We start from the raw sequence: 17,292 nt of genomic DNA, 5'->3' as shown, positions 1-17,292 counted from the left end.
CGCCCGTACACAAGTCAGAAGTAGGGGCGTATAGCAATACGCCCGTACACAAGCCAGAAGTAGGGGCGTATGGCAATACGACCGTACACAAATCAGAAGTAGGGGCGTATGGCAATACGCCCGTACACAAATCAGAAGTAGGGGCGTATGGCAATACGCCCGTAGACGAGTTAGAAGTAGGGGCGTATAGCAATACGCCCGTACACAAATCAGAAGTAGGGGCGTATAGCAATACGCCCGTAGATGAGTTAGAAGTAGGGGCGTATAGCAATACGCCCGTACACAAGTCAGAAGGAGGAACTAGCTGTCTTTTTTCGGAAATTTTGTACTTTATTTAACCCACATTATATTGTAGTAATTTTAATTACAAAAACAAATATCTCTGATTTCTTAGTGAAGTCAGGGATATCATATTAACTATTATTATTTAGCTCTTTTTAACGGGTTAGATTATTTTGACTCCTGCTAGAAATATTTTACATATAAAATATCTTAGTTTATTTGTTCTTTATCATTTTCTAGAAATTTACAGTTAAATTATATTTATCTACCGAATCAAGAGAAAGAAAAAATTATTGTGCATTCTCTTCATTTCAATCAATTTAAATTATAAACCACCTGCAAATCTTTGAGGTAACTACATGAAAGCAGTAATTTTAGCAGGAGGTCTGGGTACAAGGTTAAGTGAAGAAACCAGTATCAGACCCAAACCAATGGTTGAAGTTGGTGGTAAGCCAATTCTCTGGCACATAATGAAGACTTACTCTGCTCACGGTATTAATGATTTCATTATCTGTTGCGGTTACAAAGGGTATGTCATTAAAGAATACTTTGCCAACTATTTTTTACATATGTCAGATGTGACATTTGATATGCGTTTCAATCAAATGAATGTCCATTCTGGATATGCTGAACCTTGGCGCGTCACCTTAGTAAATACAGGTGATAATACAATGACAGGTGGACGGTTAAAGCAAGTTCGTGAACATATTGGCAATGAAACCTTTTGTTTTACCTATGGTGATGGTGTAAGTAATATTAATATTACAGAATTAATTAAATTCCATCAAGAACAAAAGACATTAGCAACACTCAGCGCGGTACAACCAGCAGGAAGATTTGGGGCAATTTCTCTAGGACAAGAACAAACTAAAATTACCAGTTTTAAAGAAAAACCTGAAGGTGATGGCGCTTGGATTAATGGCGGCTATTTTGTCCTAGAACCACAAGTAATTGATTTTATTGCTGATACCTCAACAGTGTGGGAGAAAGAACCATTAGAGAAGTTAGCTGATTTAGAACAATTATCTGCTTACAAACATGATGGTTTCTGGCAACCAATGGACACATTAAGAGATAAAAACTATCTAGAGGATCTATGGAAAAGTGGTCAAGCTCCTTGGCAAGTGTGGTAAAAATTCAAAATTCAAAATTTAAAATTTAAAAAATGAATTCACTGTATGATTTTGCGATTATTGGTGGAGGAATAGTGGGACTTTCCACCGCCATGGCTTTAGGCGAACGCTATCCAAATGCCAAAATATTAGTGTTAGAAAAAGAGAGTGAATGGGCATTTCATCAAACTGGTAATAATAGCGGTGTAATCCATTCTGGTCTTTACTACAAACCAGGAAGTTTTAAGGCTAAATTTTGCCGTGATGGTAGTCGGTCAATGGTAGAATTTTGCCAAAACCATGCTATTGATCATGAAGTTTGTGGGAAGGTCATTGTTGCTACTAATGAACAAGAATTACCACGCTTACAAAATCTTTACATCCGCGGGCTAGAAAACGATATTCCTGTTAAAAGAATTAGCCCCGAAGAAGTTAAAGAAATTGAACCTCATGTTAGTTGTGTCGGTGGAGTTCAGGTATTTAGTACAGGGATTGTTAATTACAAAAAAGTTTGTTTAAAATACGCGGAATTAATTGGCAAGCAAGGGGGAGATTTACGTCTCAATACCCAAGTTTTCAAAATCTCCCGCAGTGGAAAAAATCAGGTATTAGAAACTAACAAAGGCAGTTTTGAAACTCGATTTGTGATCAATTGTGCCGGATTGCATAGCGATCGCATTGCAAAATTAGGTAAGGTTAACCCTCAAGCCAAAATAGTTCCCTTCCGGGGCGAATATTACGAACTAACCCCCGAAAAACGCTATTTGGTCAAAACTCTCATTTATCCAGTTCCTAACCCAGATTTCCCCTTCTTGGGTGTACATTTCACCCGCATGATTGATAACAGTGTCCATGCAGGACCAAATGCAGTTCTCAGTCTCAAACGTGAAGGGTACAAAAAAACTGATTTTGACTTCAGAGATTTTGCCGAAGTGATTACCTATCCCGGTTTCTGGAAACTAGCAGCAAAACACGCTGACGAAGGGATTCAAGAAATTATTCGTTCCTTTAGTAAAGCAGCCTTTGTCAAAAGTTTGCAAAAACTAATTCCCGAAGTCCAAGCGGAAGATGTAATTCCTACCCATGCAGGAGTTCGCGCCCAAGCATTGATGAATAATGGTTCTCTGGTAGATGATTTTTTAATCGTTGAAGGTGAAAATTCTATTCATGTTTGTAATGCACCTTCACCTGCGGCAACTTCTTCTTTGGAAATTGGTAAAGCTATAGTTCAGCAAATACCAGAACCAACTCATTTGCACAGTTTAGTATATTAGTAAGGTGCGTCAGATTCTAAGAATCTGTTAATAATTACTACAAAACTAAGAGACTTCCAATTAAAAAAATATCCCAAAATTTCTTGTGGTGCGGGACGAAAAGTCCCCTAATAATACCAGGACGGGCAAGATGCCCATCCCACAAGATTGGATAGCGAACGCGAGAGCATCCCGGAGGGGACTAGCACTGCTGCATACAAGCAGTTCATCTTTTTTGTGTAGTTCTCTAAGTCTGACGCGCCCTACAAGAGAATTTTATTTGCGGATTCTTCAAAAAGCAACTTAATTTCACACATCAAAAACTTTAACCATCATGAAAATTTTAGTAACTGGAACAGAAGGTTATCTTGGTTCTTTATTGCCTTCTTTATTAATGCAAAAAGGACATGAAGTTATTGGTGTTGACACTGGTTATTATAAGGTTGGTTGGCTATATAATGGAACTAACGTAACAGCTAAAACCCTCAATAAAGATATTCGTGATATCAATCCTGAAGATTTAGAGGGTGTGGAAGCTATTGTTCACATGGCGGAATTATCCAACGATCCGACTGGACAATTATCTCCTACTATTACCTATGATATTAATCATTTAGGTTCAGTTCGTCTAGCTAATCTGGCAAAAACTGTGGGTGTCCGGCGCTTTGTTTATATGTCATCCTGTAGTGTTTATGGTGTGGCTAGTGAAGGTGATATTACAGAAGAATCACCAGTTAATCCCCAAACAGCTTACGCTGAATGTAAAACATTAGTAGAAAGAGATGTTCAACCATTAGCTGATGATGATTTCTCACCTACTTTCATGCGGAATGCGACTGCTTTTGGTGCTTCCCCTAGAATGCGATTTGATATTGTTTTAAATAACTTGGCGGGGTTAGCTTGGACTACCAAGGAAATTAAAATGACCAGTGATGGTACTCCTTGGCGGCCATTAGTTCATGCCTTAGATATTTGCAAAGCCATTGTTTGTGCTTTAGAAGCACCAAGAGATATTATTCACAATCAAATCTTTAATGTTGGTGATACGGCGAATAACTATCGAGTTAAAGAAATAGCAGAAATCGTTGCCAATGTTTTTCCAGGTTGTCAATTATCCTTTGGTAATAATGGTGCAGATAATCGTAGCTATCGAGTATCTTTTGAAAAGATTAACACGATTCTTCCTGGATTTAAGTGTGATTGGAATGCTCAACTGGGGGCAGAACAACTATTAAATGTGTTCAAGCAAATTGACATGAATGAAGATACTTTCTTGTTTAGAGGATTCACTCGCTTGAAACAATTAGAATATCTAATTCGTACAGAACAAATTGATAAAGATTTTTTCTGGAAGCAACAATAAATTGACAAGAAACTCAGGCAATTTGCAAAAATCAAATATAGGTATTGTCTGGGATTTTTGAAATAGATGTAGGGTGGGCATTGCCCACCATCTATATCAAAGATCAAGTAATCACACTATATCTTTGATCTGGAAGTCTTGAAAATATCAAACAAAGTTCATATTTTTACTAAGTGAAATTCTAATTATTTAGAATTGAGTACCATACCATGATGAAGAAATTACTTACTATTGCTATTCCTACATACAATCGGGCTGCATTGTTAGATAAACAACTGGCTTGGTTAGCAATAGCAATCAAAGGTTTTGAATCGGAATGTGAAATTGTTATTTCTGATAATTGCTCCACAGATAATACACCAGGAGTAGTAAAAAAGTGGCAATCTGTTTTTAGTAATACTGTATTTATAGCAAATAGGAATCGTGAAAATATAGGGTTAATGCCAAATATTGGTTTTTGTCTTCAAACTGCTAGTAGTAAATATGTTTGGACTGTAGGTGATGACGATCCAATTCAGGAAAGAACCCTGGCTCATGTCGTCAATACAATTAAAAAAAATCCCAGTTTAAACTTAATGTTTCTCAACTGTTGTGGACGTGATCATCACACAAATAAAATTTTGGTAAAACACTGGTTTGCTAGTGATAGTGATGAAATCATTACTAATAGTAAACCTGTATTTGAACAGTATTTACAGAACAGTTTTGGTGGGGTACTATTCATGACGGCTACCATTTATAAAACCGAACTCGTCCAGCAAGCTTTACAACAGTGGACTACTTCTTCTAAAAATTTGGCATCCCAAGCATATTGGACTGGATTTTGTGCGGCTTATGGCAATGTTATTGTCACCCAAGATAATTATTTGGAATGCACAATGCACGCTAGTTCCTTAGAAGAAAATCCCCGGTGGTCATTAATGATGCGATATGTTTATATACCAGAGATTTATCTGAAATTATTAAATTTAGGATATTCTGCTAAATTTTGTCAACGGATGATTCTAGAAAATATTTTCAAACTTAGTGATTGGAAAATATTATTGGGCGCTTTTAGAAGATGGCCTATCTTAGCCACAAATATTATCATTTCCTACTTGAAATTATTAGGAAAATTCATCTATCAACTGAATTTTAATGCTAAAAAATCAGAAATAGATATCTGATAGTACAGCGGGGTGTAAGTCATGTAATTAAATAACATATAAAATCCACTTGTATTAACCATCTCAAGAATAACTACCAATATTGTTTGCGTAAAAAACCATGAACAAACTATTAACTATTGCTATTCCTACTTACAATCGAGCCAATTTACTAGATAAACAATTAACTTGGTTGTCTCAAGCCATTAGAGGATTTGAATCGGAGTGTGAGATTTTAGTTTCTGATAACTGTTCTACTGATCATACTCAATCTATCATTAGTAAATGGCAAAATATTCTCCACAATATCACATTTAAATCAAATAAAAATCCTGAAAACATAGGCGTAATGCGAAACATTATTTATTGCCTAAGTGCTGTCACCACAAAATATGTTTGGACAATTGGTGATGATGATCCAATTCAGGAAAAAGCAGTTGCCTATGTGATGGAGAAAATTAAAAATATTGATGATTTATCATTATTGTTTCTGAATTTTTCTGGACGAAATCAAATTACGGGTGAAGCAGTACATCCACCAAAAATAGTTGGTAATCGCTGGTTTGATGCGGATAGTGAAGATGGTGAAAGTGACGGTAAAGCAATATTTGAACATTGTTTTAGTAAAAGTGTAGGAGCAGTAATTTTTCTGACTGCTACAGTATACCGGACTGATTTAGTTAAACGCGCTCTGCAAATTTGGCCAACTGCTAGTAATAATTGGATATCTTTAGCATATTTAGCCGGGTATTGTGCGGCTAATGGCAAAGTAATTGTGACTAAAGATGTCTATTTAGAATGTATTGTGGGTGTTAGTTATTGGCAAAAAGAGCCAAAATCTGCACTGTTAATGCAGTACCAACACATACCTGAAGTGATTTTAAAACTTGGGGAAGTGGGATATTCTAAAGCATATTGTTCTCGGATGCTTTTACAAAACTACCACGAAGTAAACTTAAAAGTCTTTTTAGGGGCGATGAGAAGATGGCCTATATCAGCTATAAAAACAGTAGTTCCTTTTTTAGGTTTAGTTACTGTAGCAGCATTAGAATTCATCCCAATGAGAGAATTTAAAGTAGCAGAATTACAAGAATTTCCTCCTCAAGAGATGAGACAACATGAGTCATAGATTGGTCGTTAGGGTTGCATCACAATATCTAATTATTAAGGAAATTGTGCTGTGCTTAATCGGGTTAGGGAAAAAATTTCTGTCTTAAAAGATGAGTTGGTTTATAGAGCTAAACTTCGGCAACATTATCATCATTTACCTATACTAACAGGAGGCGATCGCTTAATTGCTGAATCTCTTAAGAAAGAAGGTATTTGTATAACGACACTCGCAGATTTAGGATTACCTTCAACTTCAGAATTGCTGGATGCTGCAAACACTTTCTTACCAAGTATGGGTAAGTCTAACTATAAATCTTCTGATCAAAATCCTCCAGAAATTTTCACAGTTACAGATTTACCTAACTTTTTCAAATGGGGAAATGAAAAAAGACTCCTAAATATTCTAGAAAATTATATTGGTCTTCCTGTTGCTTATCACGGTGTCCAAATTCGCAAAGACTTTATTAATCAAAGTCAATTTAGTACAATGCTATGGCATAGGGATTCAGAAGATCGCCGCATTGTAAAAATCATCATTTACTTAAATGATGTGGACGAACAACAAGGACCTTTTGAATATGTACCATCATCTTTTACTTCGGGACTGAATTTTTATCGTCTTTACTACAAAATTCACAATAAAGGAATTAATGATGAGACATTAAATAAAATTGTCCCCAAATCAGCTTGGAAATCTTGTACAGGTGCAGCAGGTACAGTAATTTTAGCCGATACAAACCGACTTTTACATCATGGAACTGCCCGCACAGAAGAACGATCTACACTATTTTTTGTCTACACGGCTAACCCTCCAAAACGACCAGGACTTTGTACTCAATATTGGGATGATACTTTTCCCAAACCGGAGTTATCCAAACAAGTTAATTAAGTTCAACTAGGAAGGAAATTCCTGTCATGCTTAACAAAATTAAAGACAAAATATCAACTTTAAATTCTGAGTTAAGTTATCGAGGATCACTTGGAAAACACAAAAAAAAATTACCTGTTCTTACTTCAGAAGATAAATTAATTGTTGATACTCTCAAAAAAACAGGTGTTTACGTTACATCTTTACAAGAGTTAGGTTTATCATCTACTGCGAAAATGTTAGCTACTGCTAATAGTTGTGTAGATACTATGGTAAATCCCAGAGATATTCATGCAGGATATAAGTTACCACAAATCTATACAGTTACAGATTTACCAGAATTTTTCAATTGGGGAATCGAAACCCGACTACAAAACATCATTGAAAATTATATAGGTTTACCTATCGCCTTTCATGGTGTTCATGTGCGGAAAGACTTTCCGAATGAAAAACAATTAGAAACTTTACTATGGCATAAAGATTCTGAAGATAGACGGATGATTAAAGTGATTATGTATTTAAATGATGTCACGGACAAACATGGACCATTTGAATATATATCACTACCAGCTAATGCTCTAGAAAAAGTTAAAAATTATCAAGTTGATTATCAACTATGGCGGACTAATTTTCTAGGAATTAATGACGAAAAAATGAGGAAAATAATTCCTAAATCCGCTTGGAAATCATGTCCTGGTCAAGCTGGAACTGTGATTTTTGCAGATGTAAGAAATATTTTACATCACGGTACTATCAGAACCGAAGAGCGTTCAACACTATTTTTTACATACACAGCTAATGCTCCTAAACGCCCTGAACTTTGTACACAATATCATGATGATACCTTTCCCAAAATAAGTCCTCAACATAGCTTACACCACGCTGCGCTATAGGATTAAAGGTATAAACCTCAAATTAAAAACCTCTCTAATTTTGCATAAAAACTTTTGGTAAATTTATGATTTTCACCTCTACTAAACTCGCTGGTTCTTTCATTATTGACTTAGAAGAAAAGCCTGATTCTCGTGGTTTTTTTGCTCGGACTTTCTGTGCTGATGAATTTGTCGCTCATGGTTTAAAACCAACAGTTGCCCAATGTAACCTTTCTTTCAATCATAAAAAAGGCACATTGCGAGGAATGCACTATCAAACTCTCCCCGCAGCCGAAACAAAATTAATTCGCTGCACTCAAGGAGCTATTTATGACGTAATTATTGATATGCGTCCTGAATCTCCCACTTATCTAGCGCATATTGGTATAGAACTGAGTGCAGAAAATCGCCGCGCTCTTTATGTACCAGAAATGTTTGCTCATGGTTATCAAGCATTAACAGATGGCGCAGAAGTTGTCTATCAAGTGGGTGAATTTTACACTCCTGGTTATGAGCGTGGTTTGCGTTATGATGATCCACTTTTAGGAATTTCTTGGCCATTAAGTGCAACAGAAATGTCTGATAAAGATCGCAATTGGCCTTTACTAGAATCTATTTTAATAGGAGTTTAATCATGATTATTGTTGATAAAGCTTTACAAGCCCGTGCTGCATTGGGTAAACCAGTGAAAGTAGCCATGATTGGGGCTGGTTTTATGGGTCGAGGCATTGCCAATCAAATTATCAATTCTGTGCCAGGAATGGAGTTGGTGGCTATTTCTAATCGTCACATTGATTCAGCTAAACGAGCTTATTTAGAAGCAGGCGTTGAAGATATCAAGATTGTTGATAATTTAGCTGCTTTAGAAGATGCGATCGCTGAAAATAAATATGCCATCACTGAAGATGCAATGCTCTTATGTGAAGCAGATGGTATAGATGCAATCATTGAAGTCACAGGAACTATTGAATACGCTGCTCATTTAGTTATGTGTGCGATCGCTCACTACAAGCATATCATTTTAATGAATGCCGAACTCGATGGCACAATTGGCCCCATCCTCAAAGTCCACGCAGACCGCGCTGGCGTGATTCTCAGTGCCTGTGATGGCGACCAACCAGGAGTAGAAATGAACCTCTACCGCTTTGTTAAAAGCATCGGTTTAAAACCCCTCTTGTGCGGCAACATTAAAGGTTTACAAGACCCCTACCGTAACCCCACCACCCAAGCCGGATTTGCTCAACGTTGGGGTCAAAATCCAGCAATGGTAACAAGCTTTGCCGATGGTACGAAAATTTCCTTTGAGCAAGCCATAGTAGCCAATGGCACAGGCATGAAAGTAGCCAAGCGGGGGATGTTGGGATATGACTATACAGGTCATGTGGATGAAATGACCAAAATGTATGATATTGACCAACTGCAAGAATTAGGCGGTATCGTTGATTACGTAGTTGGGACGAAACCAGGTCCCGGAGTATTCGTATTTGCTACCCACGAAGACCCCAAACAACGCCATTATCTCAACCTTTATAAATTAGGTGAAGGACCCCTTTACAGTTTTTACACCCCCTATCACCTCTGCCATTTTGAAGTTCCCCTGTCAGTAGCCCGTGCTGTCCTCTTCCATGATGCTGTGCTTGCACCAATCGCTGGTCCCGTTGTTGATGTCGTCACCACCGCCAAGATTGACCTGCAAGCCGGAGAAACCCTGGACGGTATTGGTTATTACATGACCTATGGACAATGTGAAAATTCTCCCATTGTGCAACAAGAAAACTTACTCCCAATGGGTATAGCTGAAGGATGCCGCTTGAAACGCGATATTCCTAAAGATCATGTCCTCACTTACGATGATGTAGAACTACCTGAAGGCAGACTTTGCGATCAATTACGGGCTGAACAAGCCGTTTATTTTGCTCCTGCGAAAACTTTAGCGATCGCCAAATAGCCTGGCGACTGGAAGGCTACACAGATAAAACCCACACTTCGTGGGTTAAAAAGCTTGGTTTTTTGTTAGTCCACGTATCCCTGAATAGGTGGACTTCGTTTGTGTAGTCGCGTATCCCTGGCGGGAGGCAAAGCCATATTATATTCGCCGATAGCGTAACGTGGCGTTAGCCATAAACTTTTCAAACATTCTCTTAGGAATATTAATTAAATAAAGTGCAAAAGTAGGGTGTGTTAGCGACAGCGTAAGAGGGTGTTTGATAGCGTTCACGAAGTGTGCCGAAGGCATAGCGTGGCGTTAGCCATAAAGTATTAAATAAAACCAATAATCTCCAAAAACCTAACCCCCCTGCCCCCCTTCCCTACGAGGGAAGGGGGGTTTCAAAGCCTCTCTCCGCTTCGGGGAGAGGTTTACAAGAGGGGTTAATTTATACCTTGAAAACTTTTAAAACATCCTCTAACGCACCATTTCAGGTTAAGTCAGAATTGCAGGTTATTAAATTTGCGTTCCTTAGCATCAAAATAATATCACTATCAGAGGTTTCCTGATCTATTCATTTAACCTCTGAATCTACATATATACAGTAAATAGCAGAGATTATTTTGATAATATTGTGAGGTTTTTCATGATGCCAACTTCTATTAAACAAGATAAATTAATTGATACAAAACAAGCGATACAACCTAGAAATGCAACATTAAAAATTAAATGACTAGAGAATAAATATTAAAACCCATCGTCAATTACAAAATTATAGGGAATCCGGTATGAAAATTGCTCTTGTCCATGATTATTTAACCCAACGCGGTGGAGCAGAGCGCGTATTTGAATTACTGTGTAAACGCTATCCAGAAGCTGACATTTTTACCTCATTATATGATGCACAGAAAAGCATTGATTTAGGTGAAAGAATTATCAATACCACATTTTTACAAAAAATTCCTGGTGCAACCAAATATTTTCGGATGTTAGCTCCCCTATATTTTCCTGCCTTTCGTTCATTGGATCTCCAAGATTATGATTTAATTATCAGCAGTAGCACGAGTTTTGCTAAAGCAGTACGGAAAAAACCCACAGCCAGACATATTTGTTTCTGTCATAATGTTACCCGCTTTTTATGGGACACAGAAACATATTTACGGGAATACGGAGACTATAGATACTTTGCTCCTCTCATCGAAAAAGTCTTTCAGATGATGAGAAATGTAGACCTGAAATATGCTCAAGAACCCGATCTCTACATTGCTAACTCTAGCATTGTTGCCCAAAGAATTCAAAAAATTTACAAGAAACAAGCCATTGCTATTAACTATCCAATTGATACTAGTAACTTTGTTTTTTCCGATACCAAAGAAGAATATTACTTGGCATCGGCGCGGATGATAAGTTATAAACGTCTTGATATAATAGTCGAAGCTTTTAATTGGTTAGGCTGGAACTTATTAATATCAGGTGATGGACCAGAACAAGCAAGACTAAAAGCCCACGCATTACCCAACATCCAATTTCTAGGTCATGTTAGTGATAGAGAACGTAAAGACTTATTTTCTAAAGCCAAATCAATTATTGTTGCGGCTTTAGAAGATTATGGATTAGTTCCAGTCGAGGCAAATGCTAGTGGTACACCAGTCATTGCTTATGGAGCAGGTGGAGTATTAGATACTCAAATACCAGGTAAAACTGGTGTGTTCTTCAAAAGACAAACACCATGCTCTTTACAAGCAGCTTTACTAGAGGCTGGAGGAATATCGTGGGATTACGAAACCATCCGTAATCACGCTGTTAGCAATTTCTCAGAACAGACATTCTTTAGTAAAGTTGAGCAAGTTATTGGTAAAACCAGCGCAGCATAGTTAAAATAACTAATCATTAAAAATTTCCAGAAAGCTTGTGTAATTGGCTTTTTTGATTTTTAATTCTGCCCTGCGGTAATTAAGGTGTGCATCGCTAATTCATTTAATTTTTAGGTGTTTGCGTAGTGTATCGCAGATAAGGATAATAAAAGTGGTTCAAACTAGTCTAAATCCAAATATAAATCCAGTGTCAGAAACAGAACCAGGTTATGGACAAATATTTGCAGTAATTCTGCGAAGATTTCCCTGGTTATTATTAGTATTGCTGAGTTCTACGGCTATTGCTGGCATCATTACCTTAAAAACACCATCCAGTTTTAAGAGTAGTATGCAATTATTAGTAGAAGCTAACTATCAAGGAAAGAAAGAAACTGATAACACTGAAAGTCAATTTACTGATGCTAACATAGAGGTAGATACTGCTACTCAATTGAACTTGATGCAAAGTTCTGGACTTATTAAAAAAGCAGTTGATAAACTCAAAGCTGAATATCCAGACTTAACTGTCATGGATTTAAAAAAATCCTTAGTCTTAACTCAAATTAAGACTCCACAGGATAATGTTGTCACTAAAATATTTCAGGTTGATTATACGGATAATGATCCAGAGAAAACCCAAAAAGTTCTCAAAACCATTCAGCAAGTTTATTTAGAATACAACAAACAACAGCAAGATTCGCGCCTGCAAAAAGGGTTACAAGTAATCAGAGACCAATTAAGAAAAGCTACTGATGAAGTAACTGCTTCAGAAGCAAATCTCCAACGGTTTCGCAGAAGTCAAAATTTAATTGATCCAGATGCTCAAGCTAAAACTGTAGAGATAACTTTAAATACTGTCCAACAGGAACGACAAACAACTCGTTCCCAATATGAGGAAGCTTTAGCAAAGCAAAAATCTTTGCAAACACAACTTAACCGTTCTCCACAAAACGCCTTAGTTTCTTCCCGTCTGAGTCAGTCTACCCGCTACCAAGGCTTACTCAACGAAATCCAAAAAACAGAACTGGCTTTAGCACAAGAACGCTTACGTTTTACTGATGATACTCCCAACGTTCAAAAATTGACCGAACAACTCCAAAGTCAAAAACAACTTTTACAAAAAGAAGTTAGCAGAACATTAGGAGAAAGGACTAATCCTGTCTTTAGTTCTGGAGACAATCTTTTAGAACAAGGACAACTTGGGCAAATTGATCTTAATCTCACAGGTCAATTAGTAGAAACACAAACTACCATAGTTGCATTAAGCGCCCGCGATCAAACTTTAGCAACAAAAGAGAAAGAATTACAAGCAGACCTCAAGCGCTTTCCTTCTCTATTGGCTTATTACAATCGCATCCTTCCTCAACTACAATTTAGTAGAGAAAGATTAGAACAATTATTAAGAGCCGAACAAAAATTACGCCAGGAACTTTCTAAAGGTGGCTTTAATTGGGAAGTAGTAGAAGAACCTCAAGAAGGCTCTCAAACTGGACCAAACCTGAGACAAAACCTATTATTAGGAGGAGTAATTGGTTTAATGTTAGGAGGAGTTGCTGCCTTTATTCGTGAAGCATCTGATGACGCTGTACATACTACGGCAGAATTAGAAAAACAGGCTGCCCTCCCATTATTAGGAACAACTCCTAAATTGCCTCCTGCTAGACCCAGAGAATCAATGATCAAATTGCCATTTGGCAAACCAGAAGTTCTTGCACCTTGGACAATTCAAGTATTACAATCTTCTCCTCGCTGGGAATCGCTTGATCTCATTTACAAAAATATTGAACTGCTGAATAATGTCTCTGATTTAAGATCATTAATGGTGACATCAGCATTACCAGATGATGGTAAATCAGCTTTAGCATTAGGTCTGGCAATGAGTGCGGCTCGCTTACATAAAAAAGTTTTACTAATTGATGCCAATTTACGAGATCCTAGTCTGCACAAACAGTTAAATCTTCCTAATGATCAGGGACTTTCAAGTTTGTTAGAAAGTGAAATTAATCTACCTAATCACATTAGTGTTCCTTACTCTGGATCATCTTACATTGATATTTTAACAGCCGGACCAATACCAAGCGATCCTGCCCATCTTTTGAGTTCTCCCCGCATGATCCAATTGATGGCTGCATTTGAAGAAAATTATGATTTGGTCATCATAGATGCCCCCTCAGTTCTTGGTTTGGTGGATGCTATGCTCACAGCATCATCTTGTCGAAGTGTGGTGATGATGGCAAGCATGGGTAAGGTGACGCGCACTCAACTTAATCAAGCTACAGGGATGTTAAGTAGGTTAAATTTAATTGGGGTTGTCGCTAATGGCGTATCTTCATCTGATAGCACCTATGTACCTTATGTAAAGCCAAAACAATTAGTTTTACGACCAGCAATGGAAGAATAAACTAGAATATTTGATTACTATTCGACCAAATACAATAGATTTACCCCTGCACTCCACAGGGGTTTTGCATTGACTAATCTAACATTAATCATTTATCAGTAAATAAGCATCTTGCCTGCTAATAATACCAGGACAGGCAAGATGCCCATCCCACAATATTGGATAATTTATTTTTTGGAGTTCTCAACTTCCCTCCCCTTTCTAAGGGTCTACGGTGTACACACATCTCTAGACAGGATGCTAAACGTTATCCGATCCCCCTAAATCCCCCTTAAAAAGGGGGACTTTGAAGAATTTAGCCCCCCTTTTTAAGGGGGGTTGGGGGGATCTAAACGTTGTGGGGCAACTCTAGAAGACTTGTGTGTACACCGTAGTTCTAAGGGGAGGGTTAGGGTGGGGTAAAACAATATTTAATACCTGCTAATCATACCAGGACAGGCAAGATGCCCATCCCACAATATTGGATAATTTATTTTTTGGAGTTCTCAAGTTCCCTCCCCTTTCTAAGGGGAGGGTTAGGGTGGGGTAAAACAATATTTAATACCTGCTAATCATACCAGGACAGGCAAGATGCCTATCCCACAATATTGGATAATTTATTTTTTGGAGTTGTCTTAGAAACTTTTGTTGGGTTGCGCTGTCGCTTAACCCAACCTACAAAAACTAATTATGGTGTATTACGGCTGAAGAATATTCGTTGTACAAAATATTTTTCCGAGTGATTAATTTACTCTAAAGTTATTTTTTATTGACTTGATCAATAATCTATAATATGTTTTGTAAGCACAAAATCTTGGTTAATTTTATTTAGTTACTACTGATTCAATTTATCATATCTTAATATTATGTGGAAAAAGTAATCTTTATTTAAAGAGTGAATAAAGAAGTTGTTTCTTGATGATTTATTTATCAAGAGTCTTATATTCTAGAGATTGAAACACATACTCAAACTTTCAAGAACGAGAGCGAGATGATTTGACAAGGGCTGTAAAAATTCAGTATCTTCACCGGGATTACTGCTCCTGCAAATAAATACTAAGTATCCCTAATTCCCGACTGTTATAGTTAATTATTGCTATTTATTGTGATATACACAAATCTGATCACGAAGAAAGCTGGTTAGCAATAAAAGTTAATCTACTTGTCTTTACTATATTTTTTTTTACGATTGAGAAAATTTTAATTTCCTAGTCGTAGATATCAAGTCAATCTTTTACTACTTTATTACTTTCAATATATGCCCATCTCAGTCATTTCCAGTCTAAATAATAACTCTATTGTCCCTCAACCATCTGAAAATATTAGCTTCCTATCATGCAGCTTACAATGGCGCAGGGGAAAGTTATTGGTGAAAAGTTTGGGAAAATTACCACAGATTCATTTAGCGGCACTAGAAAATGAAGAATCGTTAATAGAGTGCTTAAAACATTCTCCAGCTAGTTTAGTCAGCATAGATCCCAAAATCGGTAATTCTTTATTAAAAGTTTGGGCAAATGCTTGTCAAAAAGCTAACAAGCCCATATTTATGAACATTTCTGGTCATCAAGAATTGCCAAAAAAAGGGAATCAAATTTTCAGAACTTTACAAATAATAATTGATTGGACTTGGGCTTTACTTTTACTACTATTTATGAGTCCAGTTATTCTTGGAGGATTGATAACTATACAGATATATTCCCCAAAATTACTGTTTGATTATGAGTGGTACGTGGGAGAACATGGGCAACTTTTTCGGGCTATTAAGTTTAGCTCAATAGCTAAACAGGAAATGACAAAATTTAGTATTATTTTAGGCACATTCTTTCTGAATAATTTGTCTAATGGATTGAATCTATTTCAAGGAAAATTTTGCTTACTTAACAATCGTTGTTTGTCTTTAGAGGATGCAGTTAAATTAAGCTTAGAAGAACAGGATAAAAAGTTAGCTAAACAACATAAATTCAGTAGTTTATGGCAAATAGATACCAAAGACAAAATATCTATGGGTTAGGATAAATATATTAACCCTGTCTCTTCAAGCATTTTTACCCAAGTGATGATTATTTCCTGTTCTCATATTGGTAACTATGAATTATGTACCTAATTAAAAAAGTAAAAAACACCATGCAGACAGCGATTTGTACAGTATTTGAAAAAGACTATCATTATGGTGTTGGGGCTTTAGTAAATTCCTTATATCACCACGGGTTTCGAGGCATATTTTGGGCTGGTTATCGGGGAGATGTGCCACCTTGGGCTAAATCTTTGAAAACAGAAAATGGTTATCAAGAGTTTTCTGTAGGTGAAGGTTGTGCAATCCGGTTTGTGAAGCTAACAACTCCAAAACATTTAGGTTTTTACAAACCTGATTTTATGTCCCAGCTATGGGAAAATTATTGTCCAGATATTGATGCCTTATTTTACTTTGATCCTGATATTGTCAATAAATGTGAGTGGAATTTTTATGAAAATTGGGTAAGTCGGGGAATTGCTCTTTGCGGTGATTCTTGGTATCTTGTTCCGGCCAATCATCCTCGACGGTTAGCATGGAAAGAATTTGCTGAAAATAATGGTTTTGCTTGTGAACGGGAATTAGATTATCACTACAATAGTGGCTTTATTGGCGTTCATAAAAATCACAAATCTATCTTAAAAGTTTGGCAGAAATTAGAAGAAATAGCTGAAATGGCAGGATATGCCAATTTAAAGGATCTTTATAACAATAATACCTTTCATCACTACCCATATCTTTATGGAGATCAGACTTATTTAAACTTAGCATTGATGCTGACTAATTATCCTTTAAGTACCGTTGGCCCTGACGGCATGGATTTTATTCCTGGTGGGACTATCATGTCTCATGCCACAGTCCCAAATGTTAAACCTTGGCGCAAGAAAATAATTATTAGTGCTTTAGAAGGTAGCGCTCCAACCATCACCGATAAATTGTATTGGCGACATAGCCAAACACCTATTCAACTATATTCAATAGCCAAAATACTATGGCAAAAATTTGAAATTCTCTGTGGTTCTGCTCTTGGTCGTTTTATCCGTCGTGCTTCTATGTAAATATATTTATTTGCTTTTGATTGATGCTTCTGTACTTAATTATCAAAATTATCGGCCA

At 36.9% G+C, this 17,292-nt stretch carries 13 protein-coding genes; all 13 read left to right on the top strand.

The annotated features are described in order from the left end of the window. Positions 1-641: 641 nt before the first annotated feature. The 13 genes from rfbF to EZY12_10255 all read left to right on the top strand — a co-directional run bounded on the left by rfbF (position 642) and on the right by EZY12_10255 (position 17,234). A complete protein-coding gene (rfbF, locus tag EZY12_10315; GenBank protein QSX69927.1) occupies positions 642-1,415 on the top strand; it encodes a glucose-1-phosphate cytidylyltransferase in 774 nt (257 codons plus the stop codon). 41 nt (positions 1,416-1,456) lie between these two features. Then, a complete protein-coding gene (lhgO, locus tag EZY12_10310; protein QSX70617.1) occupies positions 1,457-2,668 on the top strand; it encodes an L-2-hydroxyglutarate oxidase in 1,212 nt (403 codons plus the stop codon). A gap of 313 nt (positions 2,669-2,981) precedes the next feature. After that, positions 2,982-4,010 (top strand): SDR family oxidoreductase, encoded by a 1,029-nt coding sequence (locus EZY12_10305; GenBank protein ID QSX69926.1) that lies wholly within the window; start codon positions 2,982-2,984, stop codon positions 4,008-4,010. A gap of 212 nt (positions 4,011-4,222) precedes the next feature. Next, complete coding sequence (locus tag EZY12_10300; GenBank protein QSX70616.1) at positions 4,223-5,176, top strand: glycosyltransferase family 2 protein; 954 nt, start codon at positions 4,223-4,225, stop codon at positions 5,174-5,176. Positions 5,177-5,276: 100 nt separating this feature from the next. Then, complete coding sequence (locus EZY12_10295; protein QSX69925.1) at positions 5,277-6,284, top strand: glycosyltransferase family 2 protein; 1,008 nt, start codon at positions 5,277-5,279, stop codon at positions 6,282-6,284. A gap of 51 nt (positions 6,285-6,335) precedes the next feature. Next, a complete protein-coding gene (locus EZY12_10290; GenBank protein QSX69924.1) occupies positions 6,336-7,154 on the top strand; it encodes a phytanoyl-CoA dioxygenase in 819 nt (272 codons plus the stop codon). 26 nt (positions 7,155-7,180) lie between these two features. Continuing rightward, positions 7,181-8,026, top strand: a complete 846-nt coding sequence (locus EZY12_10285; GenBank protein ID QSX69923.1) for a phytanoyl-CoA dioxygenase — start codon at positions 7,181-7,183, stop codon at positions 8,024-8,026. 65 nt (positions 8,027-8,091) lie between these two features. Continuing rightward, positions 8,092-8,637 carry a dTDP-4-dehydrorhamnose 3,5-epimerase gene (gene rfbC / locus EZY12_10280; GenBank protein QSX69922.1) on the top strand — a complete coding sequence of 182 codons (546 nt, stop codon included), beginning with the start codon at positions 8,092-8,094 and terminating at the stop codon, positions 8,635-8,637. Between the two features lie 2 nt (positions 8,638-8,639). Beyond that, positions 8,640-9,953 carry an NAD(P)-dependent oxidoreductase gene (locus tag EZY12_10275; protein QSX69921.1) on the top strand — a complete coding sequence of 438 codons (1,314 nt, stop codon included), beginning with the start codon at positions 8,640-8,642 and terminating at the stop codon, positions 9,951-9,953. 767 nt (positions 9,954-10,720) lie between these two features. Next, positions 10,721-11,806, top strand: a complete 1,086-nt coding sequence (locus EZY12_10270) for a glycosyltransferase (GenBank protein QSX69920.1) — start codon at positions 10,721-10,723, stop codon at positions 11,804-11,806. Positions 11,807-11,957: 151 nt separating this feature from the next. Then, a complete protein-coding gene (locus EZY12_10265) occupies positions 11,958-14,186 on the top strand; it encodes a polysaccharide biosynthesis tyrosine autokinase (protein QSX69919.1) in 2,229 nt (742 codons plus the stop codon). 1,237 nt (positions 14,187-15,423) lie between these two features. Continuing rightward, positions 15,424-16,176, top strand: coding sequence for a sugar transferase (locus EZY12_10260; protein ID QSX69918.1), 753 nt, complete (start codon positions 15,424-15,426; stop codon positions 16,174-16,176). A 113-nt stretch (positions 16,177-16,289) separates the two neighbouring features. Then, entirely contained in the window at positions 16,290-17,234 is a 945-nt protein-coding gene (locus EZY12_10255; protein QSX70615.1) for a hypothetical protein, read from the top strand. Positions 17,235-17,292 lie beyond the last annotated feature (58 nt).

This window comes from Dolichospermum sp. DET69, from assembly GCA_017355425.1.
Taxonomy (GTDB): Bacteria; Cyanobacteriota; Cyanobacteriia; order Cyanobacteriales; family Nostocaceae; genus Dolichospermum.
The sequence above is the reverse complement of the archived record's forward strand: the minus strand, read 5'-3'. Positions and strand labels throughout refer to the sequence as shown.